The following is a 24,515-nucleotide window of genomic DNA, read 5'->3' on the forward strand; positions in this document are numbered from 1 at the left end:
TTTATATGTCTGAGTCGGCGATCACCGCGAGGCCGTCAGTGATGACGAAGTCCTCCCCGCGTGCCGTTTCGAATGCGTAGGTCGTGTTTCCGTCAGCCTCGGACTGCTTCCAGATTCGCGTCTCCAGGTCGTCGCCCGGGATGACCATCTTCGAGAAACGCACCGCAAAGCGCTTGAGCCGGTTGACATCTGAACCGCCGACCTCGGTGAGAACCGCCCATGACGTGAACGCCATGGTGCACAGGCCGTGCGCGATGATGCCGGGCAGACCGGCGTCGCGAGCGACCTCCTCTTCGAGGTGGATCGGCATCGGGTCGCCCGAAGCCGGTGCATAGCGGAAGGTCTGGTCCAGGTCAACGTGCTGCGCGACCTTGGCGACCGGTGCGTTGTCGCGCAGCGACGCATCGAACCGGTGTGCCGGGACCTGATCCCCGACCTCCGGACCCGCATCGACACCGCGGAAGAATCCGATGAGGTACTGCTCGTTGACGAGTTCGTCGTTCTCGTCCCGGCACTCGATGTGAATCGACAGCCGAGCACCGGAATCGACCGAGTCCCAGCCGATCACTCGGCCACGCGCGGTGATGACATCGCCCGGTCGGATTGCGCGGTGGAAGTGGAAGTCCTGCTCCCCGTGCACGATCCGGCCGAAGATGTCGATCGGGACGACGTCGAGCGCGGGTGCCATGAGGGCGTCGAAGGCCGGGACGATCGCGAACACCGGGGAAGCCACGTCGCCGTTGAGGTGTGCTTCGATCGGGTCGTTGGTCGCCGCGGCATACTCCGCGATGCGCTCGCGCGTGACCTCGAAGGTCTCCGGATCCGCCCAGACGTTGAGGCCATCAACCTCGAACTTGGTCACGGCCATGATCAGGCCGATGCCGTGGCGAGCTCGTTGAGCGCGTTCAGCGACTTGTCGAGCTGGTTGAGTCCGTCCTTCTCGACGGCCTTCGCCAAGGCGCCCTTGATGAGCGCACCTTCGAAGTCGCCGGCCACGGACAGCTTGCTGCCGTCACCGTCGGCCTCGATCGTGAACGTGAATTCGGTCTTCACGTTGGCCATTCCGACTCCGCTAAGCGTGAGCTTGTTCGGTGCCGAGACCTCGAGAACGGTCCACTCGATCTTGTTGGCCATGCCGAGCATCATGATCTTCGCGACGAGGCGCGCGCCCTCGGTCAAAACGGCCGGCGGCTCTTCCATCCAGCGCTCGTGGATCGAGAACCACTTGTCCCATGTGGTGACGTCGGAGACGGTCCCCCACAGTGCTTCCGGGGTGGCCGACAGGGTCTTGGTTGCTTCGATGTGTCCCATTTGGGGGCTCCTTCTTGAGTGAGTGAAATCAGCGGGTGGCGCGCTGGTAGGCGGTCACGATGGCGGCGCCACCGAGCCCGATGTTGTGCTGCAGAGCAGCGGTGACGTTCGAAACCTGACGCTTGTCCGCGGTGCCGCGGAGCTGCCAGGTGAGCTCGGCGCACTGAGCGAGTCCGGTCGCCCCGAGCGGGTGGCCCTTCGAGATGAGGCCACCGGACGGGTTCACAACCCACCGGCCGCCGTACGTCGTCTCGTCGTTGTCGATGAGCTTTCCGGCTTCACCTTCGCCACACAGCCCGAGCGCCTCGTACAGCAACAGCTCGTTCGCCGAGAAGCAGTCATGAAGCTCGATGACCTGGAAGTCGTCGGCGCCGAGGCCAGCCTGCTCGTACACCTTCTGAGCTGCGGCGACGTTCATGTCGTAACCGATGATGTTCTTGCAGGTGCCATCGAAGGTCGAACGGAAGTCCGTCGCCATGGCTTGCCCGACGATCTCGACCGCCTGATCGGCGAGGCCGTGCTCGTCAACGAACTTCTCCGATGCCAAGATTGCCGCACCCGAACCGTCCGAAGTCGGCGAGCACTGCAGCTTGGTGAGCGGGTCGTAGACCGTACGCGAGGCCAGGATGTCTTCGAGCGAGTACTCGTCCTGGAACTGCGCGTACGGATTGTTGACCGAGTGCTTGTGGTTCTTGAAGCCGATCTTTGCGAAGTGCTCGCGGGTGGTTCCGTACTTCTCCATGTGCTCGCGGCCGGCGGCACCGAACATCCACGGCGCCGGGGGGAAGAGAACCTCGGAGATCTCGGCGAGCGCCATGATGTGGTTCGCCATCGGCTGTTCGCGGTCGTCGTAGACCGAACCCAATGAACCGGGCTGCATCTTCTCGAAGCCGAGCGCCATGGTGCAGTCCGCGAGACCGCCGCGGATCGCCTGGGCCGCCAGGTAGAGCGCGGTCGAGCCCGTCGAGCAGTTGTTGTTCACGTTGACGATCGGGATACCGGTCATGCCGAGTTCGTAGAGTGCCCGCTGACCGGAGGTCGACTCGCCATAGACGTAGCCGACGTAGCCCTGCTCGACCTTGTCGTAGGAGATCCCCGCGTCGGCGAGCGCCTTCGTGCCCGACTCGCGGGCCATGTCCGGGTAGTCCCAGTCGCTTCCATCGTCGTTCTTGCGGCGGCCGGGCTTTTCGAATTTCGTCATGCCCACGCCCACCACGAACACCTTGTTCGCCATCGAACCTCCTCGGGTCATGGCGACAAACATACATACTTGTATGTAAGTGGACAATACCTTAGACAGCGCGTCCGATGTGACTCACGTCACTTTTCTGGTGACCGCAGCGCGCACACAAAAGCGCCCGCCCCCAGGGGGTCAGCCAGTCCGGTCAACGATTCAGTGCTCCCCTGCCGTCGTCATCCACATGTATCGATGACGGCGTCAGCAGAGCACCGAACCGTTCGGCATCGACGAGCAGCCCCTCGTTCGGAGTCGGACCGACGGGACAAGAGGCCAGGATTTTCCGCGGTCAGCGCGGAAAATCCTGGCCTTTCAGATTTGGGTGAGATCACCACAGAGCGAACCCGCCCTGCACGACCCTTCACCTACCGGGCGGACTGCCCGAGAATCTGATCAACAGCCGGCGACGCGATTCGGCGCAGATTCGTCTGCGCGCGGACCCATCGGCGATGTGCGCGCTCCGGATCCGCGTCGACATAGCTCGAGATACGAATTCCCCGCAAGGAATCCATTGCCGTGTAGACGAAGTCGACGATCTCCCGGTTGAGCTCGGGCGGCACCAGCTGCGCGATCACGCTTTGCAGGGTGTTGGTCACCGTGACTTCGAACTTCGCCATCTCGCGCGCGAGTTCCGGGTCGGTGCGGCTCGCGACCCACAGCTCGACGGTCGCATCGAAGATCGGGCCGTCATGGATGTCCCACAGCAACTCGAGGACCTGACCGATCGGGTCGGGCCCGGCCTTGATCTGGCCGAGTTCCCGGATCACACTCTCGGCGCGCTTGGCCGCCAGATGATTGACCGCCGCGATCACCAACTCGTTCTTCGAGCCGAAGTGATGCACCTGGGCACCGCGCGTGACACCCGACTTCTCCGCGATGCGCGGAGACGTCGTCCCCGCGTAGCCAAACTCGACCAGGCACTCGATCGTGGCATCGAGAAGCCGCACTCGCATCTGCGAGCTTCGTTGCTCTTGGGAGCGACGTTCAACCGGGCGGGTGGACCGAGTCATGTTGATCATCATAACCGCAGGTCAGAGTGCATCTATTGCCATCCTTAATCAACTGATGTGTTTCAACCAGCCGAGAAGCTGCCCGGTCAGCTCGCCGTGGAGCTCCCGAGGCAGGCCCATCCGGCTGTTCAAGGACGTCAATCGCTGCACGGCGACGGTCTGCGCCTCCGTGTACCGCAGTAGACCCGCAGCACCATGTCGTCGCCCGACGCCGGAACCCTTCATACCGCCGGCCGGCGCGGAGTGCGTTCCGAACGCCGCGGCGTATCCGTCGTTGACGTTTACTCCCCCAGCCTCGATTCGCGGCGCGAGCTTGCGACCCGCGGACGTATCTCGCGTCCAGATGCTCGCCGACAAGCCGTATTGCGAGTCGTTTGCGGCGGCGACCGCCTCGTCGATCGTGCGGAACGGATAGATCGAGACCACGGGCCCGAAGACTTCTTCGGCATGCAGTCGCGCCCGCGGAGTGACGCCGGCGAGGATCGTCGGCTCGAAGAACTTCGGACCGATATCGGGGCGCGGCCGCCCACCCGTCAGGACTTCGGCGCCGACGGACGTCGCCTGCCCGATGTACTCACCCAGCCGGGCAAAGTTGGCATCCGTCGTGATCGAACCCATGTCGGTGCCGAACGAGTAGTCCGCACCGAGTTGGATCTCCGCGGTGTGACGTACCGCCAGGTCGATGAATCGCTCATAGATGTCCACGTGGGCGTAGATGCGTTCCGCCGTCATGCACAGCTGACCGGAGTTGGCGAAACTGGTCCGGGCCAGCGAAGATGCCGCGCGGTCGAGGTCCGCATCCGGAAGCACGATCATCGGATTCTTCCCGCCGAGTTCGAGCGAACAGCCGATCAGCCGGCGTCCGGCATGCTGGGCGATCTCGCGCCCGGAAGCGGTCGAACCCGTGAACGCGACATAGTCCACACCGTCGAGCAGCGCGGCGCCAATGTCGTTCCGATGCCCGACGACCACTCCGAACACGTCCGCTGGGACGCCGGCCTCGAGGGCGCAGCGTCGGAGCAGAAGCAGCGAGAGAGCGGTCTGATTATCGGCTTTGAGCAGCACCGCGTTGCCCGCGATGAGTGCGGGGAGCGCATCCGCGGCGCCCAAGGCAACGGGAAAGTTCCACGGCACGATCACGCCGACGACGCCATGCGGTCGATGAATCACTGAGGTCGACGTCAGCCCAGGAATGATCCCCGAATGCGATTCGTCGGCGAGCAGCGCCTCTGCGGTGTTGACGTGATGCCGGACCGCAAGCAGCGCCTCGCCCAACTCGATGAGCGCATCGACCCGCGCCTTGCCGCCCTCGGCCTGCAGGACATCCATGAACAGTTCGCGGTCGCGGTGCACGAGGTCGAGCACTCGACCGATGGTCCGGGCACGCTGCTTCGCCGAGACCTGCGCCCACCCCTTCTGCGCGGCCCTCGCCCGATCGAGCGCATCGTTGATGTCCTCGGCGGTCATCTGCGGTATCCATGCCAGCGGCTCGTCGGTGAACGGCCGCTTGATGTGCGCCGGGTCGCCGCGACCGGTGACGGTGGAGGCCAGCGCTGCCGCTGTCGAGGCTTTCATGCCGCGTATGTTACATACATACACGTTCGTATGTAACTATCGGGACATGACCGAAAGTCACGACGCCACGGCCGGCGGTTTGCCGCGCCTCGCTCAGCTCACGCCGCGCGAGCAGGCGATCGTCACATCGACCGCGGCCGCCGATATCGCCGTGCGAACGGTGGCCGCCACGCTCCTGGCGGCGACCTTCGTTCCCACCGTGACGAGCGGTTCGTCAGTGCGCCGCGAGATCGCGAACGCCGACTTCTACGCGAACATCGCGAGTCGCCACGATCCTGTCGTATCGTTTCCGCGCCCAACCCACACACCGACTGTTCGGTCGCGGCCGGCGGGACCGGCGATGCGGAGGCTCACGGTCGCAGACGCCGAGATCCTGCAGTTTCACAGTGGGTTCGAACCGATCAACCCGAAGCTGCGAAAGCTTTGGCGCACCTTCGAACGCAATGACGTTGTCCACGCACAACACTGGCGTCATGCCGATGGACCGCGCCCGACGTTGATCGTCATCCACGGCTTCTTCGCTTCGACCTACCTGTTCAACAGCGTCTTCTTCCAGCTGCCGTGGTTCTATCGCGCAGGCTTCGACGTCGTCCTGTTCACGCTGCCCTTTCACGGGTCCCGCGCGGAGCGACGATCGCCGTACAGCGGATGCGGGTACTTCGCGCACGGGACCAGCGGATTCGTCGAGGCATCGGGACAGGCGATCCACGACCTGCGACTCCTCATCGATCACCTCGAGTCGACGGGTGTTTCGAAGATCGGCGTGACTGGCATTTCGCTTGGCGGATACACGTCGGCGCTCTTGGCGTCCGTCGACGACCGGCTTCAACTGGCGGTTCCGAACGTTCCCGTGATCGACGTTCCCGCACTGCTGAGCACTTGGGTTCCGGCGTCGACGCTGCTGCGCTTCGGACTCAAGGCCGGCGGCACGAGCACTGACACTCTCGCTGACGTCTTGGCATACTCGTCGCCACTGAACTACGCGCCGGTCATCCCCCGCGAGCGCCGCCTCATCATCACCGGCCTGGGCGATCGGCTGGCGCCGCCGGAACAATCCGCAGCGTTATGGGAACACTGGGATCGCTGCGCATTGCACTGGTTTCCGGGCAACCACCTCATGCACATCAGCCAGCCGGACTACCTACGGCGCATGACCCGCTTCATGAAAGACGCTGACTTCATGCCAGACAACTGGCGCAGCCTCGCCGTTTGACGTCAGAAACCGTGCTGGTCGAGCCAGTTCGACACGATGTCCGCGCGCTTGGCGCCGTGCCGTTCTTTGTCGCACAGGTCGAAGAGATCGGGCGTCGTGAGTTCGCCGGCGACCTTGTTCAACGCCAGGAGGGCATTGTCGTCGAGTTCGCCCGTGCGGTACAGCGGCACGATATTTCGCGCTGTGCCGGTCTTCGACGTGACCGCCTGGTCCGTGGCGAGCGCGAAGTCGCCCACCGACAACCCGTTCGGCAGCGACTCGCTGAGCGCCTTGAACAGCGTCTCCGGGTCAGGTTGAGCAGTACTCGACGGGTTGAAGCGTTCGAGCAGTTCAGCAGAGACTTCGGGCAAGACGGTGGCATCGCCGGCATCGAGTTCGCGGAGTGCAGCGGACAGGTCCGGCACCGACCTTCCACTTTCCGCGGCTTCTCCGTACCGCTGTAAAGCCTGCCGGTATATCTCCCCGACCATCGCCATCGGCAGACTGTCGACGCTTGACACGACGATCGAGTGTGCGGCCGGAGGTGGACCGGGTGCCACATCGACCTTGCTACATGCAACGAAAGCCGGGATCACCGCAATGACTGCGGCAATCCCGGCGTTCGAAAAACGACTCCGCAGAATCAGGCCACGCCCTCGGCGCGAGCTGCAGCGGCAACGGCTTCGGCGACCGCCGGCCCAACGCGCGGGTCGAGCGGGCTCGGCACGATCTTCTCCGGTCCGAGTTCGTCGGCCACGACCGACAGGATCGCGTTCGCGGCCGCGATCTTCATGCCCTCGGTGATCTTGCGGGCACCCGCGTCGAGCGCGCCCTTGAACACACCCGGGAACGCGAGCACGTTGTTGATCTGGTTCGGGAAGTCGGAGCGTCCGGTCGCGACGATCGCGGCGTACTTGCGAGCGACGTCCGGGTGGATCTCCGGGTTCGGGTTCGACAACGCGAACACGATCGACTCCGGAGCCATCGACGCGATGAACTCCTCCGGGATCTTTCCGGCGGAGACACCGAGGAACACGTCCGCACCGGTGAGCGCGTCGCCGGCACCGCCGGTCAGCGCACGCGGGTTCGTCCGAGCCGCGAGGTCGATCTTGACGTCGTTGAGGTCCGCGCGGTCCTTCGAGACGATGCCCTTCGAGTCGAGGACGACGATGTCGGTGATACCGGCCGCAAGGAGGATGTTCGCGCACGCGACACCCGCCGCACCGGCGCCGGAGATGACGACCTTGAGACCCGCGACGTCACGACCCTGCACGCGCGCTGCACCGTTGAGTGCGGCGAGCACGACGATTGCCGTGCCGTGCTGGTCGTCGTGCATGACCGGGCAGTCGAGTTCCTCGATGACGCGGCGCTCGATCTCGAAGCAGCGCGGCGCCGAGATGTCCTCGAGGTTGACCGCACCGAACGTCGGGCGGAGCAGCTTGATGGTGTTGACGATCTCGTCGACGTCCTTGGTGGCGAGGACGATCGGGATCGAGTCAAGGCCGGCGAACTTCTTGAACAGCGCCGCCTTGCCCTCCATGACCGGCATCGACGCGGCGGGGCCGATGTCACCGAGACCGAGCACAGCAGTGCCGTCACTGATGACCGCTACGAGTCGGCCAGTCCACGTGTGGGTCTTCGCCAGAGCCGGGTTGTCCGCGATCGCGAGGCATACCTTCGCCACACCCGGGGTGTACGCGATCGAGAGGTCGCGCTGAGTTTCCAGGGGTGCCGTCAAACTCACTGACAGCTTGCCGTTAATGTGAGAATTGAAGATCTCATCATCAGTAATATCGGCGAGGCTGCCGCTTGTCGAAGTTGGCGCTTCAGTCACCCAGACACCTTCCCACTTTCGTTGGAATCCCGTGCAATCGGGTCCCATTTCACGGCTGCACAAGAGGTTCCCACGCGGCCAACCAAGACCGCAAACGACCGCTCGTTTTCACGAACGGCGGATGATCAGTTCAACCACTGGGTCCAGAGCAGCAAAGCGGTCAGTCCGAGAACGAAAATGAGGACGCCGAACGCCGCGATTCCACGCCGGCGGTCGCTGTAGACCTGCGCGATGACCGCGACCACCGCCGCACCGAGATGCGCCAGGATCGACTTCGCGCCGGGACCGGGAAACGAGTTCATTCCGCTCAGGTCCGGGGCGCTTCCGAGGACGGCAATGGTGATGACGGCGAGCGCAAGCGCAACGAGGCCACCGGTGATGACTCCACTGAGGGTTCTCATGCCCACTTCCCTCCGATGACCGGCACTCCGCTCGCCCGTTCGGCGATGGCGTCGAGTGATTCCGGTCGAGTCTGGTACTCGCCGAGGCGAACGTGCTTGTTCGCGCCGTGATAGTCCGACGACCCCGTCACGATGAGGTCGAACGCCGTGGCGATGCCGGTCAGCAAGGAGCGCCCCGCTTCGTCGTGATCGGGGTGATCGATCTCGAGACCGCCGAGGCCACGCTCGGCCAGCTCCTCGATGTGATCGACCGACAGCAACCGACCCCGCTTGTGGGCCCGGGCGTGTGCGATCACGCTCACTCCCCCGGCGGCGTTGACGAGATCGACGGCCTCACCGAGTTCGGTGTTGCCTTTGCCGACATAGTAGGGCGAGTCCCGCGACAACAACTTGTGGAACGCATCGCCGACCGTCGGCACAATGCCGGCCTCGACGAGGGCACGCGCGAGGTGCGGCCGACCCGCGGAAGCCCCTACCGAATCCATGACCGCGTCGGGGTCGATCGGCAGCCCGTCGGCCGCCATCAGCTCAGCCATCTTTCGCAGACGGCCGTCGCGTTCCTCGCGCAGGCGCTCGAGTTCGGTTTCCATCGCACGGTTGTGCGGATCGAAGAGGTACGCGAGGAGGTGCACCTCGACCTCGCCACCGCCATCCTCAGCGCGGCCCGAGCACGACATCTCCATGCCACGAACGAGCGCGAGCCCGTCTGGCAACGCCTCGACCGCGGCCGCCCATCCCTCGGTTGTGTCGTGGTCAGTCAGTGCGACGGCGTCGAGCCCCGCGTCCGCGGCCAGGCGAACCAGCTCAGCCGGGGAGTCCGTGCCGTCGGACACGGCTGAGTGGGTGTGGAGATCGATGCGCACGGATTCCAGTGTCGCACTTGCGCCGGAGAGGTCCGGAATATCGACTCCTCAGTGCAACGAACAAAGGTGTTTGGTGACCCGGACAAAAAACGACTGCGGCAGGCTTTGCCCGTCTCCCGCTTGGTGTTACGGGCCTAGTGTCGAATTCACGAGTCTGCGCAGGAGGCCACGAAATGTCCGACGACACGATGTTCTCTGAACTGCCCGCCTCCGAGGGGCCGGACAACGGGAAACCGCCCAAGTTCAAGGGGCCGTACCACCATTCCGCGGCGGGTTGGGGCGCAGCCACGAGCGTCACGAAGTTTCTGGTCCGCGAGCGCGAGCTACTGCTCGGCTCGCGCGCGGTCTTCAAGATGAATCACGAGAACGGCGGCTTCGACTGTCCCGGCTGCGCGTGGCCCGACGACATGAAGGGCTTGCATCTCGACATCTGCGAGAACGGAATCAAACACGTCACCTGGGAGATGACGCACAAACGCGTCGGTCGCGAGTTCTTCGCGAGGCACTCGGTCACCGAACTCGCCGGTTGGAGTGAGTTCGACCTCGAGAACCAGGGCCGGTTGACCGAGCCCATGGTCTACAACCGCGACACCGACCACTACGAGCCGATCAGCTGGGAAGCTGCATTCACACTTGTCGGGACAGCGTTGTCCCGACTCCCCAACCCCAATGAGGCGTCGTTCTACACCTCCGGCCGGCTCGGCAACGAAGCCACCTTCCTGTACCAGCTCATGGCTCGCGAACTCGGTACGAACAACCTGCCGGACTGCTCGAACATGTGTCACGAAGCGAGCGGGCGGGCCATGCAGGCCGCCATCGGCACGGGCAAGGGAACTGTCGACCTCGAAGACTGGGAGACCGCGGACGCCCTGTTCATCATGGGAGTCAATGCCGCCTCGAACGCACCGCGCATGCTCACCGCGCTCGCGGAGGCGCATCGCCGGGGCGCGAAGATCGTGCACATCAATCCGCTGATCGAGGCCGCGTCTCGCAAGACGATCATCCCGCACGAATTCGCCCGGATGGCAACCTTCACGCCGACCAAGACCGGAAACCTCAACCTGCAGCCGCGCATCGGCGGCGACATGGCACTCGTTCGCGGCATCGCCAAATCGGTGCTCGAGCGGATCAAGAAGGACCCGAAGGCGATCGACGAACTCTTCATCGCCCGCTACACGACGGGCTTCGAGGCCTATCGAGCCCTTGTCCAAGCGACCTCCTGGGAGGAGATCGTTCGCGAGTCCGGAGTGCGGCGCGTCCTGATCGACAAGGCTGCCGACATCTACTGCGAAGCCGACAGCAGCATCATCAGTTGGTGCCTCGGCGTGACGCAGCACGAGCACGGCGTCGACACGATTCGCGAAATCATCAACCTGCTCCTCCTGCGCGGCAACATCGGACGGGAGGGTGCGGGGCCCTCGCCGGTACGTGGGCACAGCAACGTGCAGGGCAACCGCACGTGCGGAATCGATCATCGGCCGAAAGAGTCCTTCCTCGCCCGCCTCGACGAGGTCTGCGGTATCAACGCGCCCCGCGAACACGGACTCGACACCGTTGCGACGATTGAAGGGATGCATCGCGGGGAGGTCAAGGTGTTCGTGGCCTTGGGCGGCAACTTCGCGATCGCGGCACCGGACACCGCTTATACGTTCGCCGCACTCGAGAAGTGCGACCTCACCGTCCAGGTGAGCACGAAGCTCAATCGGAGCCACATCGTCCACGGCAAGCAGGCACTGATCCTGCCGTGCCTCGGGCGCACCGAGAAGGACCACCAGAAAGAGGGAATCCAGTCGACGTCCGTCGAGGACTCGATGTCGATGGTCCATCTGTCGGTCGGAATGAAGAAGCCCGCGTCGTCGCACCTGCTGTCGGAGCCCGCGATCATCGCAGGTATGGCGAATGCGGCTCTGCCGCACAGCAAGACGCCCTGGAAGTGGTACGTCGAGGACTACGACCGGATCCGTGACACCATGGCCGAAGTTCTCGACGGCTTCGACGATTTCAACCGCCGGGTACGTCTCCCTTTGGGATTCCGTATCAAGCAGCCGGCCCGTGAGCGGGTGTTCCTCACCGAATCCGGCCGCGCCGAGTTCTCCGCCGCACCGCTTCCCGATGAAGTCCCGGTCGAAGGTCAGATCCGGCTCGCGACGATGCGCTCACACGACCAGTGGAACACCACGATCTATTCCGACAACGACCGCTACCGCGGGATCAAGAACCTCCGCACGCTGATCTTCATGAACGCCGACGACATGAAGCATCGCGGACTCACGGAGTTCGACGAGGTGGACATCGTCGCGACGGCGCGGGATGGCAGCGAGCGATCGCTGTCGAACTACAAGGTGATCCCGTACGACATTCCGGTCGGGTGCGCCGCGGGGTACATGCCGGAGATGAACGTCCTGTGCGCGATCGGCGACTTCAGCACTCAGAGCGATCAACCGATCATGAAATGCGTCAACGTCCACGTGACGAAGTCACCGCAGCAGGGACTGGCCCCGAAATCGACTAGCCCGGCGACGGCACCTCAGCGGGCGTAGTCCGCCGTCGACCCCAGCGACGAGAGATCACCGCGACGCCGATTCCGATGACCACACCGATGAAGGTGTCGATCGCGCGATCCCGGACCAAGGTCAATGCGTCGGTCGGCTCGGCCAGTTCGGTCATCAGCATGATCAGCGGCGTGAAGAACCCGAGCGCGAGTCCGTAGTGATGGATCATGAACAGCTCCGTGGGGAACAGCAGCACGATCACCACCACCGCCAGGAACGTGGGTCCGGGATGCGGCGCGAGCAGCGCACCGGTGATCGCCAAGCCGCCGAACGTGCCGAGCACTCGGTGTACTCCGCGCTGTACGACCCCATGGATCGAACGGTCTCCGCCGCGCGCATCGGGTGCCGCAAGCGGCACCGCGGAGGCAGCCATGGCCCAGTTGGCGTGATCAATGCCGAGCGCCAGACCGCCCGCGCCGGCCAGCGAGATCGCCATGACGTAGCGCACCGCGTGCGTCAGTGTTTCCGCGGTCGTATAGGGGCGGATGGCCCGCAACGATGAGGTGCGCCGCAGGCCCGCGAAGGACCGCAAGTCGCCCGTTCGCAGGGCGATCACGACACTCAAAGTGACGCAGAACAACGCCGTCGAGCCCCCGATCGCCACCGCAATCGTCGGAGACACGTGTCCCGAGGGAAGAGTCGCCATCGCGCCGAGCGCGAATATCCCGAAGAACGGTCCTTCCGGCTTGAGACCCCACGTATCGGCGGCCACCGAACTGATCCCGGCGAACAGCATCTCGGCGACGACGAGCGTCAGGGCGCCGACGTGATGATTCGACAGTTCGACCCCGATGCCCGCCGCCAAGCCGAGAATCAACGCAGCCTGTCCCTGATGCCGAATCCTGCCGGCGGGTGATTCCGTGCGTCCGTACATGCCGACAAAGGACCCGAAGACCGCGTAGATGAGGAGATCGGGACGCCCAGCCAGGACGATCGCGAGCCCCGGAACGACGAGCCCGATCGCCACCCGCGCAGCGTGGGCATGATCGCTCGCCGCCGGGCCGAGGTCGGCCAACTGCCGGACGCGCCTCCTGATCGCCCGCAACTGGCCCTCCGCTCTCTGCTGGGTGCGCACGAGCGACGTGCGTCCAAGAATTGGAACGCGTGCGATACCGACTCTCGTCCATCGGAGCACCGGTTTTGTCGGACAGAACAGTGGTCACTGTCCTTCGAAATAAGTGCGGCGGTGAAAATTCGTAGCGAACGTCGACGCGACTCAGACCACCGGATTGCGCAGGCGAATGTCCCCTAGAGTGCCCATCAAGGTGCAGGGGGACGATTGACCGACAACGTGATGACAGAGCTGGCCACATGGGCTGACGCACGGCTGTCCGACCTCGTCGACAGCGCCCATGGCGCGATCCTCGACCGGATTCCGATGTACCGGGAAACCGATATCGTGCCGTACGAGGATCTGCACCAATCCATCGCCAACAACCTCGGCTTCATGATCGGCACGTTGGCCACAGTAGAGGCGCCGCTCGACCTGGCCGCCCCACGCGAGACCGGTCGGCGTCGCGCCCACCAGGGCGTGCCACTGCCGGAAGTCCTTCGTGCCTACCGCATCTGCTTCTCGACGATGTGGGACGCGTTATTGCAGCGTTCGAACCAGCGAAATCGACCCGGCGATTCCGAAGCATTACTCGACGCGGCCTCACGGATCTGGCAGGTGACCGATGAGCACGCGGTCGCATTGACCGAGTCCTACCGGTCCACCACGGCAGAACTCCTGGTTGCGCATCAGGAACGCCGTTCCGCCCTCGTCGAGGCGCTCCTGAGCGGCCGACCGTCGGCGGACGCGGGGCAGCTCGAGGCCGCGTCGCTGTTGGACCTGCCATCCGACGCGATGTTCGTCGTCGTGGCGGCCGAGACCCGCGGACTGGCCGAGGGCAGCCTCCCGAGCATTGAACGCCACCTCGCGTCTCAGGGCGTCGTCTCGGCATGGCGATTGACGCCGGCACTGCAGCTCGGAGTCGTCGCCCTGACCACCGAACAGCGCGAGCAAGCCCTCACTGTCATCCGGTCCCACGCCAGTTGCCGCACCGGCATCAGTCCGGAGTTCGGATCGCTGATCGACACGCCTCGTGCGCTGCAACTGGCGAAGGCAGCCCTGGCGATGGTTCCGGCCGGCCGGACGGCGACCCGGATTTTCAGCGCGAGCCCGCTTGCGGCGCTCGTGGCCCGATCACCGGAGGAAAGCCGGCGCGTCGCCGAGCGCGTGCTCGGACCGGTGCTGGAACTCGCCGCCGAGGACCGACTCATCCTGCTCGACACCTTGACCGAGTATTTCGATCACGGCGCGTCTGCCGAAGCGGCCGCGAAACACCTTCACTGCCACGCGAATACAGTCCGGTACCGACTCCGCCGGATCACCGAACTGACGCACCGATCGCTGTCAGAGCCACTTGACATCGCCGAACTGACCGCGGCGGCGTACGCGATCCAGCTCAGCCCCGAACTCAGCACGCCTGAGCCGCCCCGAAAGCGGCGCTGATGGTCAAGTCCGCACCGAACAGTTCCGTCACCGTCGCTCTCGCGTTCGTGGCGAACGCGTTGGTGGCCATCGCCAAGTCTCTCGCCGCAGCGGTCACGGGTTCCGCGTCGATGGTGGCGGAAGCGACCCATTCGTGGGCGGATACCGGTAACGAAGTGCTGCTCCTTATCGCGGAGCGGCGTTCAGCTCGAACCCCGGACCCGGACGATCCCGTCGGTTACGGGCGCGAGGCATACATCTGGTCGATGTTTGCTGCACTCGGATTGCTGGGCGTGGGTGCGGGGGTCTCGATCACGCACGGAGTCGGCGAACTGATACATCCGGATCCGTCGTCGAACTTCGGCGTCGCGTACATCGTCCTGGCGGTCTCTGCGGTGTTGGAGGGAATGTCCTTCCGCCAGACGTTGCGCCAACTGCGGAGCGAGGCGGTGGAATTCGAACGAACGCTGTTGGAACACGCGGTCCAGACCTCCGACCCGACTACCCGAGCGGTGTTCGCGGAGGACGCGGCCGCCCTCATCGGCCTGGCGATCGCGTTCTTCGGTGTATTCCTCCATCAGCTGACTGGTTCACCGGTGTGGGACTCGATCGGGTCGATCCTGGTCGGCCTTCTCCTCGCGGCGATCGCCGTCGTGCTGATCAATCAGAACCGCCGATACCTGGTCGGCGTGGAGGCATCGCCGCCACTGCGGTCCGCAATCATCGCCTCGATGTTGGCAATGCCCGAAGTCGATCGGGTCACCTTCCTTCGGACCGAGTACCTCGGTCCGAAGCGCCTGTATCTCGTCGCACGAGTAGACGTCGTCGGCGATGAGGTCGAGTCGAAAGTGGCGCAGACGCTGGATACGATCGCGCACCGGATGGAAGGTGGGCGCTACATCGCCCGAGCGGTGATTGGACTCGCGACCCCCGATCAGCGAAGCATCACGTCCTGACCCGTTCGCGTGCGAGCGATGGCAGTCCCACTCTCGACCGGCCGGAGTAGACGTTCATCGACGTTCCGCGGAGAAATCCGACAAGCGTGAGGCCGTTCTCCGCAGCCAATTCCACGGCCAGTGAGGACGGAGCGGACACCGCCGCCAGCATCGGGATACCGGCCATGACGGCTTTCTGCACGAGTTCGAAACTCGCCCTCCCGCTGACCATCAGGATCGTCTGGCGCAGCGGCAGCATCCCCTGCCGCAACGCATGGCCGATGACCTTGTCGACGGCGTTGTGCCGGCCGATGTCTTCCCGTAGGAACAGCAGTTCGCCGGTGATGCTGAACAGTCCGGCCGCATGCAATCCGCCGGTGTCGTCGAACACGCGTTGCGCCGCGCGGAGACGGCCGGGGAGGTCGGCGAGGACCTCGGCGGAAACGGTGAACGGGTCCTCTGCGACCGACCAATGCGCCGAGGTACAGACCGCTTCGAGGCTGGCCTTGCCGCACAGACCGCACGAGGACGTCGTGTAGAAGTTCCGTTCGAGCGACGCGGCGGGTGCCTTGACCCCATCGCTCAGCGCAACGTCGACGATGTTGTAGGTATTGCGACCGTTGGACGTGGCACCCGCGCAGTACCGGACCGCGGCCACCTGGTCGGAACTCCAGACCACGCCTTCGCTGACCAGGAATCCGATCGCGAGATCGAAGTCGTCGCCGGGCGTACGCATGGTCACGGTCAGCGACCGACCACCGACCCGGATTTCGAGAGGCTCTTCAACCGCCAAGCAGTCGGGGCGATCCACCAGATGATCGTCGCGGATTCGAAGGACCGGCCGGTGGACCGTCACCCGTCCCATGATCAGCTCGCGATGTGATCGGTCGTACCAGGTTTGGTGAGGTCGACGACTCGCTGCGCTTGGGTATGGAGCTCGTCGATCGCCGCGAGGACCGTTGTCGACGTCGCCTTGTCTGCAGCGCGCACCGATTGCGCGAGCTTTCCGGACAGTTCGTGAATCCAGCGCAACAGACTGTGCTCGTCGTAGGAGAGAGTTCCGCCCAGCGCCACGACGGGCTCTGGTACCTCGGTGGTGGTCTCCACGAGGTGTCCGCCCTGTCTCCAGAAGTCCCGATATCCGGGCGACAGCGGGTCGCGCGGGTCCTCTTCGCCGATCCTGCTCATTCAGTGAGCGTGCTCAGTCCAGAGACGACATGCAAGGGACGACAACGGATTCTGTATTGGGCGACAAGACATCATGAAGATCCGAACAAAGTCGATCACCACGCCGACGTTCGAAACCCGAGGTCGTAGCATCGACAACCGTGGGGTCTGCGGTGGTCGATTGTGCTGTCTACGTCGACGGGGTGCGACTTCCCGGCGCCTTCAGCGCGGACGAGGCCCTGACTGAAGTCCGCACCCGCGGAGAAGGTTTCTGCTGGTTGGGCGTCCACGAACCGTCGGCCGCGGACATGGCGTCGATCGCGAGAACGTTCGGATTCCACGAACTCGCCGTCGAGGACGCGGTCCACGCCCACCAGCGCCCGAAGCTCGAACGCTACGACGACCTCATCGTCGTCGTTTTCTGCACGGTTCGCTACGCCGCGAACGATCCGACCACCGGCATGAGCGAGATCGTCGAGACCGGCGAGGTGATGGTGTTCGTCGGAGCGGACTTCGTCGTGACGGTTCGACACGGCGAGCATGGTGGGCTCCGCAACGTGCGCCGGATGCTCGAGGCGAACCCCGTCCAGTTGGGGCTCGGTCCGGGATCGGTGTTGCACGGTATCGCCGACCACGTCGTCGACGCATATGTCGACGTCATCGAACAGGTCGAGGACGACGTCGACGCCATGGAGGAATCGGTGTTCGACGCGCGCAGCCGGACCGACACGACCCCGATTTATCACCTCAAGCGCGAGATCGTGGAGTTGCGACGAGCCGTCAATCCGCTGGCCGAGCCGCTGCATATCCTCTCGACCACCTCCGACCTTCGCGTTCCGAAGGAGATTCGGCGCTACTTCCGCGACGTCGCCGATCACCACTCCGAGGTCGCGGACCGGATCGTCGACTTCGACGACACCCTGAGCGCCCTGGTCAGTGCCGCGCTCGGCAGCATCACGCTCCAGCAGAACAACGACATGCGAAAGATCTCCGCGTGGGTCGCAATCATCGTCGTGCCGACGCTGATCGCGGGTATCTACGGCATGAACTTCGAACACATGCCGGAGCTCAGCTGGACATTCGGCTACCCGATGGCGTTGTTGGTGATGGGCGGCATCGCTGCGTGGCTCTACATCACCCTGCGCCGCCGAAAGTGGCTGTAGCCGGGAATACCCCGGCTACAGCTCGTCAATTCCCGCCAGCTCAGTGCTGATGCTGCGCGTAGTGGCTGGCCCCGAACCAGTCGACAACGACGACATCTTCGTCACCGACGACCCACGCGTCGTGCCCGGACGTCAACGACGTCACCTCGCCCGGCCCGACCTCGAACTCTTCACCGTCCGAGGTAAGGACGTGCAGCGTGCCGGACACGTGGTACTGGAAATGCGGGGCCTCGCACAGCTCCGTTCCGGCGATCGGCTTAACGTGCTTCGACCACTGCCAGCCCGGTGAGAACGTGAGCCGCCCGATTTCCATGCCGCCGATGCGGAGAATCTCCGCCCGCCCGTTCTCGAAAGTGCGGACCTCGTCCGGCTGTGCGAAGTCGCGCTGTTCGATCACCTGAGTCATGTTCATGGTTCCACTCCTGATTCGGCATTCCGGCAGGTCATCCGCCGTGACACCCAAGCTAGGGAGCGCTCCTTGCAGATTCCTTGCAGTTTTTCTTGCGCTCGCGATAATCAGGGGCATGCCCGAAGCCGGAGTGATCGAGATCCGGCTCCTCGGACGGTTCGCGGCGTTGCGTGACGGCGTCGAGATACCGGTCGCTGCGTTCGAAGGACGTAAGGTCCGCACCCTCGTGAAGGTGCTCGCGAGCCGGCAGGGTCGCTTCGTCAGCAACGATGTGTTGGCGGGCGCGCTCTGGCCCGACCGCCTGCCCGAGGACCCGGCGGCGAACCTGCAGGTGCTCGTCAACCGCGCGCGGCGTGCGTTGGGAGACCCGAAGCTGATCCTGACCGGTCAGCGGGGCTACACGCTGGCCGGAAGCCCGGCCTGCGAGGTCGATGCCGAGCGGTTCGCGGTTGCCGCGGCCGACGAATCGTCCGCGCCGAGGCTACGCGAAGCGCTCTCCTTATGGTCTGGCGAGCCGCTCCCGGAGGAGGCCTACGACGACTGGGCCGCCGAGTATCGCGCCCGGATGATCCGCATCCATCAGCACCTCCTCGAACGGACCGCCTCCCTCGCACTCGACGAGGGCGATGCGGACACCGCGGTCGAAATGAGCAGTCGCGCCGTCGCCGCGGAGCCGCTGCGCGAGGTCGCCGTTCTCCTGTTGGTCAAGGCCCTCGCCGCAGCTGGAGACGGCAGCGCGGCGCTGACGGCGTACCTCGACTTCCGCACCGCACTCGCTGACGAGTTGGGTGTCGATCCCTCACCTGCGGCAGCGTCAATATATGAGGGGCTCCTGCGGGAACTTCCGGCGCGGACCGAGTCGTCGCGGCGATCGCGGGCGAGCCAGTTGGGCGAACTCGCCTTCGTCGGGCGTACCGACGAGCTTCGATACCTGCGTTCGGCATTGACGTCGTCCACTCGGCGAGGTGCGGTCGTCACCGTGAGCGGGGTGTCCGGATCGGGCAAGTCCCGGCTCGTGGACCGGCTCGCTCGGGAGGTGCCGCTGATCCGAGTCCGGGCCTACCTGTCCGACCGTGCGGATCAGTGGAGCATGCTCCGCACCTTGTTGCGGGAAGCGCTCGCGCTCGACATCGGTTTCCTCGATGCCCTTCCCACACCGATGCAGTCTTCTCTGGCGTGGCTGCTTCCCGAACTCGGCCGTAGTGCGGGCGTCGAGCCCGACCCCGCGAGCCGGCACATCCTGGTTCAAGAGGCCGCGGTGCGCGTACTGGAGGCGACCGAGATGGTCATCGCCATCGATGACCTCCAATGGTGCGATCCGAGCAGCTTGGCAATCGTCGAAACGGTCGTGAACCGCGCGCAAGTCCGGGGAACCATCCTGATCTTCCGTCCCGCGGAAGCCGCGGATCGCGACGACGTCACGGCTCTTCTCGCGCACTGTGCCACCGCAGTGCGGGTCAATCTCGGCGGGCTCAGCGCGGATGCGCTGCGCGAACTCGTGAACGATGTCGGCGTTGTCGAGGCGATCACTCAGCACACTGATCGCACGCCCATGGCGGTTGCCGAGGTACTGCAGGTACTTGCCGCAGAGGGGCTCGTCCTGCACGGACCAGCGGGCCACCTCAACGGCGCCACGCCAGCCGCCGCTGCGCGCGCTACCCAGATCGCGCAAGCCGGCAAGCGAATGGCGATCGCGAACCGCGTGAACACGCAGATCCCGGCGGACCGAAAGGTGCTGTCGTTGCTCGCGTTGCGCTCGCGCGAAACCAGCGTTCCACTGATCTCTGCAGCATCCGGAACCGACCACAACGCGGTGCACGCCAGTTTGTCCCGTCTGTTCCGACGGGGGCTGGTGCGGCTCGGCGACCTGGGCTGGGCGACCAGCCACGACATGGTCACTGAGGTGGTGGGCAGCCTTCTAGACGCCGTCGACTCTGCGCGCCTGCACGCCGACCTCGCCGAAGCCCTGCGAACCGAAGACGATGTCACGGCTGTCGCACATCATCTGCGGGAAGCGGGCGACGCACGCGGCGCGGCCGAAGCCTATGCCGACGCGGCGGCACGCGCCCTCCTCAGCTATGCCGACGACGAGGCGATTCAACTCGCTCAGTCCGGGCTCGCGCTTCAACCGTCACCGTTCGTGCGGGCATCGCTCCACGAAACCCGCGGGCAGGCGCGACAACGTCGAAGTGAGATCACCGGAGCTCGGGAGGACATTCGGGCCGCGCTCGCGGCGAGCACGAACGGTCCCGCGCGTGCCCGGAACCTTTCCCGGCTGGCGATGCTCGCTTCGGGTGCGGACGACATCGTTCGGGCCGCGTCGCTCGCTGAACTCGCGGTGGCAGAGGCGGGAACGGACCACGCCGCGCGGGCGCGCGCTCTCGAGGTCGCTTCGATCCTCGACATGAACAATCAACGCGCTGACCGCGCGGTAGAACGGGCCGCGGAAGCACTGGCTCTCTACGAGCAACTGTCCGACGGCGCGGGGATGGCACGCGTCCTCGATGCCCGCGCGATGGCACAGTTCCTGGACGGTGCGGTCACCGAAGGTGAAGCGGCTCTGCGGCGTGCAGCCGACCTCTTTTACGACTCCGGTGATCTTGTCCGCGTCCTCACACCGCGGTCGACCGCGGGGCACGCACTGGTCTTCGCCGGACGCGCCGCCGACGGCCTCGTTCAGATCAATGCGGCACTCGAACTCGCCCGCACGCTCGGCAATCTGGAGGGGCAGTCGTACGCCTTGTGGCACCTGGCGGAGGCCTTCGCCGCGCTCTCCCGCGGCGACGAAGCGTTGGCGGCGGCGATGGAAGCACTGGACATCGCTACCCGAATCGAGCACCGCGGGTGGACCGCAACCGCCTGGCGCGGTGTTGGAATCGCACACCAGCAGCTTGGCGATCTCGATTCGTCGCTCAACGCATTCTTCACATCGCTCGATCTTTCCGAGCACCTCGGATTGTTCGCGTCATGGGCCGCGGCGAGGGCAGCGATTGTGCTGGTTCGGCGCGGCGCTCTGGATCAGGCACACACCCTGGCCGAACGCGCCCTTCGCGAGGGCCCGGCGCTCGGCCACTACGAGGCCCGGTGGGCGCAAACGGAGGTGGCGGCTGCGCTCGGCGATCCGCGCGCGGCGCATTTCGCGCGGAACGCACTCGAGCGGATGGCATCTGGCGGCATGGAGCAGGGCAGAGAACGTTTGACCGAGCTCGCTAATCCTCCAGCGTCGGCCTAGCCGAGAAGATCTGCACCGGCGAGGCCGGCTCCGGCAGAACGAAGTCCGCAACCCCGCTCGGCTCGATCCGCACTGCGGTCTCGGGGGCTCCCTTCCAGACAGGACCACCGAGCCGCAGCATGAGCCCCTCCTTGAGGACCACGCCCTCGACCGACGGAACCGCAGCGACGACAGCGAGCGAACGCGCGATGCCCGCTTCCGGTCCGGCAGCACCTTGGACCTGCAACAGCACTTCCGCCCGCGGGCCGCGGATCGGGTCGGCGTTGTATGAGCTCGGATCGACCATCGGGTACCGCGAGCAGCCGACCGTCACATAGAAGTAGTTGTTCGACTCGTCGGGGCCGAAGCGCAGGATCTCGATCGGTTCCAGACCGACGAACGTCACCGACGCCGAATCGGGCTCACTGACCCCGGAAAACCACGAGACCAAGTGGGAGCGAACGGCGGCGGCGACGTCTGAAGGGCTCGTCATACCCCTTAGATTGCCAGCTTCGCGAGAAGGTCTCGCGCCTGCTCTGCCGACTTCGGATCACAGATCACGTCGTAGCGGCCGGCGACGAGCTGCATCGTCGACGCGAAATCACGTTGGCCGCGGGTCGCGGCATACGGGATGCTCGCGCTGATCAGCCCGAACACGATGCCGCCGATCACGGCCGCGATGACCGGGCCCACGAGGTTGTTCGTGAACATGCCGAGCAGCAGTCCGATGAACAGACCGAGCCACGCACCGGAGGCGATTCCGCCCGCGAGGACCTTGCCCCAGGTGAGGCGACCGAGCACGCGTTCGACCTGCATGAGGTCGACGCCCACGATCGTCACGTCCTGGACGGGGAAGCGCTCGTCGGAAAGATAGTCGACGGCCCGCTGCGCTTCGGCGTAGGTTGGGTAGGAGCCGATCGGCCACCCACTCGGGGGCGTCGGCAGGTTTCCGCCTATGCGGTTCGGTTGCCCCATTGAGTTCGTCATGGCACCCATTCTGCCTGGGCACACTGTCTCCTGGCCGGGATCCGAGGTTCCCCATAGCGCTCTGGCATGTCAGTGCCAATGCGTACGATCACCGGCGGAGCAGTTCTGTCAGAAGAAGTGGAGTTCCGGCCGGGAGGTGAGCGCGAGTGGTCGCTGTGAGCAAGGTTTTCGCAGCTCGGCTGGCCGGAATGGTCGTTCTGGGTCCCGACGGTGAATCCATTGGACGCGTCCGCGACGTGGTCATCGGCCTCCGGATCAACCGCCAGATTCCGCGCGTTCTCGGCCTCGTTGTCGAGTTGCTCACACATAAGCGAATCTTCGTCCCGATGCTCCGCGTGACGGCTATCGAACCGAGCTCGGTCACCCTGCTCACCGCGAACGTCAGCCTCCGCCGTTTCGCGCAACGACCGAGTGAAGTCCTTGCCCTCGCACAGCTTCTCGAATCGAAGGTGCGGGTCGACACACCCGAACTCGCCGATTCCGAGTGTGTGGTTTTCGACCTCGGACTCGAGCAGGGCCGCGGCCGCGACTGGGCGGTGACGAAGGTCGCCGTGCGTGCCGCACGCGGACGCCTCGCTCGCCGTTCCGCGGTTCAGGTCGTGCCGTGGGGCCAGGTCCACGGGCTCACGCCGGGTGATCTGGCGCTGCCGGGCCAGGGCGTTTCGGTGTTGCTCGCGCAATTTGAAGGCCTGCGCGCCGCGGACGTCGCCAATGCGCTGCGCGAGTTGCCCGAGAAGCGCCGCCTCGAAGTCGCGATCGCCCTCGACGACGAACGCCTCGCCGATGTCGTGCAGGAGCTGCCCGAGACGGACCAGGTCGAACTCCTCGGCCAGCTCGAGGTCGAACGCGCTGCCGACGTCCTCGAAGCCATGGACCCCGACGACGCCGCCGACCTTCTGAGCGAACTCCCCGCCACCGAGGCGGAGTCACTCCTGCAACTCATGGACCCCGAGGATTCGGCGCCGGTCCGTCGACTGCTCGCCCACTCCCCGAACACCGCCGGTGGTCTGATGACGCCAGAACCGGTGGTGCTGGCCCCGGCCACGACCGTTGCCGAGGCGCTTGCGCGCGTCCGTAACCCGGACCTCAGCCCGGCGCTCGCCAGCATGGTCTTCGTCGTCCGTCCGCCGACTGCGACGCCGACCGGCCGCTACCTCGGCTGCGTGCACATTCAGGCCCTCCTGCGCGAGCCGCCGGCCAGCCTCGTCGGCGCCGTCATCGACAAAGACCTGCCCCGCCTCCACCCCGGCGACTCGCTACAGGCCGTGACCCGCTACTTCGCGACCTACAACCTCGTGTGTGGGCCGGTCGTCGACGACGAGGAGCACCTCCTCGGCGCCGTGACCGTCGACGACGTTCTCGACCACCTCCTGCCGGACGACTGGCGTGAGCACGAGGACGTCTGATGAGTGAGAAGAACCTCCGTCAGCGTCTGGACCTTCCGCTCGGTATCCGTCGCTTCCGGTGGCAGTGGGACGTCGAGGCGGTGGGGCGAAACAGCGAGCAATTCGCCAGGTTCCTCGGCACCGGCCGCTACCTGGTGATTCAGACCGTTTTCGTGGTCGTTTGGATCATCCTCAACGTGTTCGCGGTCAAGCTCCGGTGGGACCCGTATCCGTTCATCCTGTTGAACCTCGCGTTCTCGACCCAGGCCGCGTACGCCGCACCGCTCATCCTGCTGGCCCAGAACCGCCAGGAGAACCGCGACCGCGTCGCCCTCGAGGAAGACCGCGTTCGTTCGGCCCAGACGAAGGCGGACACCGAGTTCCTCGCCCGCGAGCTGGCCGCGATGCGCCTGGCGATCGGTGAGGTCGCGACCCGTGATTACCTGCGCCGCGAACTCGACGAACTGCGCGACATGATCGAGAAGCTGGCCGCGGGCGAACCTGCGCCGAAGAAGAAGCGCAAGGCCGAAAAGCCCCACATCGACTGAGTTCGACTGCCGCAGCAGGGATTTCAGCCCCTATGCGCTACCACGTCAGGCGCCGTCAAGGCAAAAGGCCTGCACGATACAAAGTCGAGACCTGATTTTCTCGAAACGTGGCCGTACGTAGATCAAATCGGTAATCTTGTTTCGCAAGTTGCATGTGCGTTCCACCGTTAATCCAGTGATCCGCGTTTCCAGGGTGACTGAAGTGGGGCCGCGACGCGCCTGAATCGAATGAGGTTCCAAACGGGCCGTCCAGGCACCCCGA

The 24,515-nt window shown here is 65.1% G+C and carries 23 protein-coding genes; 8 read left to right on the plus strand and 15 right to left on the minus strand.

The features are described from left to right. Position 1: 1 nt before the first annotated feature. From F600_RS0106200 to F600_RS0106220, 5 genes are all read right to left on the minus strand, one after another. The gene (locus tag F600_RS0106200; RefSeq protein WP_018159726.1) at positions 2 to 868 is read right to left on the minus strand and encodes a MaoC/PaaZ C-terminal domain-containing protein; all 867 of its coding nucleotides are present in this window, start codon (positions 866 to 868) and stop codon (positions 2 to 4) included. Between the two features lie 2 nt (positions 869 to 870). Continuing rightward, the gene (locus tag F600_RS0106205; protein WP_018159727.1) at positions 871 to 1,311 is read right to left on the minus strand and encodes a type II toxin-antitoxin system Rv0910 family toxin; all 441 of its coding nucleotides are present in this window, start codon (positions 1,309 to 1,311) and stop codon (positions 871 to 873) included. Between the two features lie 28 nt (positions 1,312 to 1,339). After that, positions 1,340 to 2,545, minus strand: coding sequence for a lipid-transfer protein (locus F600_RS0106210; RefSeq protein ID WP_018159728.1), 1,206 nt, complete (start codon positions 2,543 to 2,545; stop codon positions 1,340 to 1,342). Positions 2,546 to 2,913: 368 nt separating this feature from the next. Then, positions 2,914 to 3,558, minus strand: coding sequence for a TetR/AcrR family transcriptional regulator (locus F600_RS0106215; protein ID WP_156024440.1), 645 nt, complete (start codon positions 3,556 to 3,558; stop codon positions 2,914 to 2,916). 48 nt (positions 3,559 to 3,606) lie between these two features. Continuing rightward, entirely contained in the window at positions 3,607 to 5,133 is a 1,527-nt protein-coding gene (locus tag F600_RS0106220) for a succinic semialdehyde dehydrogenase (protein WP_018159730.1), read from the minus strand. A gap of 46 nt (positions 5,134 to 5,179) precedes the next feature. Here F600_RS0106220 and F600_RS27150 point away from each other — a divergent pair, with 46 nt between their 5' ends. Continuing rightward, positions 5,180 to 6,346 carry an alpha/beta hydrolase family protein gene (locus tag F600_RS27150; RefSeq protein ID WP_018159731.1) on the plus strand — a complete coding sequence of 389 codons (1,167 nt, stop codon included), beginning with the start codon at positions 5,180 to 5,182 and terminating at the stop codon, positions 6,344 to 6,346. Between the two features lie 2 nt (positions 6,347 to 6,348). Here F600_RS27150 and F600_RS0106230 read toward each other — a convergent pair whose 3' ends face one another. The 4 genes from F600_RS0106230 to F600_RS0106245 all read right to left on the minus strand — a co-directional run bounded on the left by F600_RS0106230 (position 6,349) and on the right by F600_RS0106245 (position 9,423). Then, complete coding sequence (locus F600_RS0106230) at positions 6,349 to 6,846, minus strand: type 2 periplasmic-binding domain-containing protein (protein WP_156024441.1); 498 nt, start codon at positions 6,844 to 6,846, stop codon at positions 6,349 to 6,351. A gap of 122 nt (positions 6,847 to 6,968) precedes the next feature. Beyond that, positions 6,969 to 8,159, minus strand: a complete 1,191-nt coding sequence (locus F600_RS0106235; protein WP_026306226.1) for an NAD(P)-dependent malic enzyme — start codon at positions 8,157 to 8,159, stop codon at positions 6,969 to 6,971. A gap of 125 nt (positions 8,160 to 8,284) precedes the next feature. Beyond that, complete coding sequence (locus F600_RS0106240) at positions 8,285 to 8,560, minus strand: hypothetical protein (protein ID WP_018159734.1); 276 nt, start codon at positions 8,558 to 8,560, stop codon at positions 8,285 to 8,287. Continuing rightward, positions 8,557 to 9,423, minus strand: a complete 867-nt coding sequence (locus F600_RS0106245) for a PHP domain-containing protein (RefSeq protein ID WP_026306227.1) — start codon at positions 9,421 to 9,423, stop codon at positions 8,557 to 8,559. The genes F600_RS0106240 and F600_RS0106245 overlap by 4 nt, the downstream gene beginning before the upstream one ends. Positions 9,424 to 9,596: 173 nt before the next feature. Between F600_RS0106245 and F600_RS0106250 the strand changes: the two genes are divergently transcribed. Next, entirely contained in the window at positions 9,597 to 11,963 is a 2,367-nt protein-coding gene (locus F600_RS0106250) for an FdhF/YdeP family oxidoreductase (protein WP_018159736.1), read from the plus strand. Here the strand turns inward: F600_RS0106250 and F600_RS27155 are convergent. Then, positions 11,932 to 13,050: an FUSC family protein gene (locus tag F600_RS27155; protein WP_245541482.1), complete on the minus strand. Its 1,119-nt coding sequence runs from the start codon at positions 13,048 to 13,050 to the stop codon at positions 11,932 to 11,934. The two genes, F600_RS0106250 and F600_RS27155, sit on opposite strands and share 32 nt — an antisense overlap. Before the next feature lie 204 nt (positions 13,051 to 13,254). On the opposite strand from F600_RS27155, the gene F600_RS0106260 reads away from it, so the two are divergent. Both F600_RS0106260 and F600_RS0106265 read left to right on the plus strand, forming a co-directional pair. Next, a complete protein-coding gene (locus tag F600_RS0106260; RefSeq protein WP_026306228.1) occupies positions 13,255 to 14,469 on the plus strand; it encodes a PucR family transcriptional regulator in 1,215 nt (404 codons plus the stop codon). Then, positions 14,469 to 15,404 (plus strand): cation diffusion facilitator family transporter, encoded by a 936-nt coding sequence (locus tag F600_RS0106265; RefSeq protein WP_018159739.1) that lies wholly within the window; start codon positions 14,469 to 14,471, stop codon positions 15,402 to 15,404. Before F600_RS0106260 ends, F600_RS0106265 begins: the two co-directional genes overlap by 1 nt. Here F600_RS0106265 and fdhD read toward each other — a convergent pair. Continuing rightward, entirely contained in the window at positions 15,394 to 16,248 is an 855-nt protein-coding gene (gene fdhD, locus F600_RS0106270) for a formate dehydrogenase accessory sulfurtransferase FdhD (protein ID WP_018159740.1), read from the minus strand. The two genes, F600_RS0106265 and fdhD, sit on opposite strands and share 11 nt — an antisense overlap. Before the next feature lie 2 nt (positions 16,249 to 16,250). After that, a complete protein-coding gene (locus tag F600_RS0106275; protein WP_018159741.1) occupies positions 16,251 to 16,571 on the minus strand; it encodes a hypothetical protein in 321 nt (106 codons plus the stop codon). A gap of 140 nt (positions 16,572 to 16,711) precedes the next feature. Between F600_RS0106275 and F600_RS27160 the strand changes: the two genes are divergently transcribed. After that, the gene (locus F600_RS27160; RefSeq protein ID WP_156024442.1) at positions 16,712 to 17,713 is read left to right on the plus strand and encodes a magnesium and cobalt transport protein CorA; all 1,002 of its coding nucleotides are present in this window, start codon (positions 16,712 to 16,714) and stop codon (positions 17,711 to 17,713) included. Positions 17,714 to 17,753: 40 nt separating this feature from the next. Here the strand turns inward: F600_RS27160 and F600_RS0106285 are convergent, their stop codons facing one another. Beyond that, on the minus strand, positions 17,754 to 18,125 hold the full coding sequence (locus tag F600_RS0106285) for a cupin domain-containing protein (protein ID WP_018159743.1): 372 nt from the start codon (positions 18,123 to 18,125) through the stop codon (positions 17,754 to 17,756). A 112-nt stretch (positions 18,126 to 18,237) separates the two neighbouring features. Between F600_RS0106285 and F600_RS0106290 the strand changes: the two genes are divergently transcribed. Further along, positions 18,238 to 21,354 carry an ATP-binding protein gene (locus F600_RS0106290; RefSeq protein WP_018159744.1) on the plus strand — a complete coding sequence of 1,039 codons (3,117 nt, stop codon included), beginning with the start codon at positions 18,238 to 18,240 and terminating at the stop codon, positions 21,352 to 21,354. On the opposite strand, the gene F600_RS27165 is transcribed toward F600_RS0106290, so the two are convergent. Together F600_RS27165 and F600_RS0106300 are read right to left on the minus strand one after the other, a co-directional pair. Beyond that, complete coding sequence (locus F600_RS27165; RefSeq protein ID WP_018159745.1) at positions 21,332 to 21,826, minus strand: suppressor of fused domain protein; 495 nt, start codon at positions 21,824 to 21,826, stop codon at positions 21,332 to 21,334. The genes F600_RS0106290 and F600_RS27165 overlap by 23 nt on opposite strands. A 5-nt stretch (positions 21,827 to 21,831) precedes the next feature. Then, on the minus strand, positions 21,832 to 22,320 hold the full coding sequence (locus tag F600_RS0106300) for a YflT domain-containing protein (protein WP_026306229.1): 489 nt from the start codon (positions 22,318 to 22,320) through the stop codon (positions 21,832 to 21,834). A gap of 146 nt (positions 22,321 to 22,466) precedes the next feature. On the opposite strand from F600_RS0106300, the gene F600_RS0106305 reads away from it, so the two are divergent. Continuing rightward, on the plus strand, positions 22,467 to 23,726 hold the full coding sequence (locus F600_RS0106305; RefSeq protein WP_018159747.1) for a magnesium transporter MgtE N-terminal domain-containing protein: 1,260 nt from the start codon (positions 22,467 to 22,469) through the stop codon (positions 23,724 to 23,726). Then, a complete protein-coding gene (locus F600_RS0106310) occupies positions 23,726 to 24,253 on the plus strand; it encodes a DUF1003 domain-containing protein (protein WP_018159748.1) in 528 nt (175 codons plus the stop codon). Before F600_RS0106305 ends, F600_RS0106310 begins: the two co-directional genes overlap by 1 nt. The last annotated feature ends 262 nt before the right edge of the window (positions 24,254 to 24,515 follow it).

Source organism: Smaragdicoccus niigatensis DSM 44881 = NBRC 103563 (assembly GCF_000380645.1).
Lineage (GTDB): Bacteria > Actinomycetota > Actinomycetes > Mycobacteriales > Mycobacteriaceae > Smaragdicoccus > Smaragdicoccus niigatensis.

Coding starts and splice junctions, on each gene's coding strand:
- F600_RS0106215 (WP_156024440.1), bottom strand. CDS start 3,558: ATGACTCGGTCCACCCGCCCGGTTGAACGTCGCTCCCAAGAGCAACGA.
- F600_RS0106205 (WP_018159727.1), bottom strand. CDS start 1,311: ATGGGACACATCGAAGCAACCAAGACCCTGTCGGCCACCCCGGAAGCA.
- F600_RS0106240 (WP_018159734.1), bottom strand. CDS start 8,560: ATGAGAACCCTCAGTGGAGTCATCACCGGTGGCCTCGTTGCGCTTGCG.
- F600_RS0106300 (WP_026306229.1), bottom strand. CDS start 22,320: ATGACGAACTCAATGGGGCAACCGAACCGCATAGGCGGAAACCTGCCG.
- F600_RS0106275 (WP_018159741.1), bottom strand. CDS start 16,571: ATGAGCAGGATCGGCGAAGAGGACCCGCGCGACCCGCTGTCGCCCGGA.
- F600_RS0106310 (WP_018159748.1), top strand. CDS start 23,726: ATGAGTGAGAAGAACCTCCGTCAGCGTCTGGACCTTCCGCTCGGTATC.
- F600_RS0106290 (WP_018159744.1), top strand. CDS start 18,238: ATGCCCGAAGCCGGAGTGATCGAGATCCGGCTCCTCGGACGGTTCGCG.
- fdhD (WP_018159740.1), bottom strand. CDS start 16,248: ATGGGACGGGTGACGGTCCACCGGCCGGTCCTTCGAATCCGCGACGAT.
- F600_RS27165 (WP_018159745.1), bottom strand. CDS start 21,826: ATGACGAGCCCTTCAGACGTCGCCGCCGCCGTTCGCTCCCACTTGGTC.
- F600_RS0106285 (WP_018159743.1), bottom strand. CDS start 18,125: ATGAACATGACTCAGGTGATCGAACAGCGCGACTTCGCACAGCCGGAC.
- F600_RS0106200 (WP_018159726.1), bottom strand. CDS start 868: ATGGCCGTGACCAAGTTCGAGGTTGATGGCCTCAACGTCTGGGCGGAT.
- F600_RS0106265 (WP_018159739.1), top strand. CDS start 14,469: ATGGTCAAGTCCGCACCGAACAGTTCCGTCACCGTCGCTCTCGCGTTC.
- F600_RS0106220 (WP_018159730.1), bottom strand. CDS start 5,133: ATGAAAGCCTCGACAGCGGCAGCGCTGGCCTCCACCGTCACCGGTCGC.
- F600_RS0106250 (WP_018159736.1), top strand. CDS start 9,597: ATGTCCGACGACACGATGTTCTCTGAACTGCCCGCCTCCGAGGGGCCG.
- F600_RS0106210 (WP_018159728.1), bottom strand. CDS start 2,545: ATGGCGAACAAGGTGTTCGTGGTGGGCGTGGGCATGACGAAATTCGAA.
- F600_RS27150 (WP_018159731.1), top strand. CDS start 5,180: ATGACCGAAAGTCACGACGCCACGGCCGGCGGTTTGCCGCGCCTCGCT.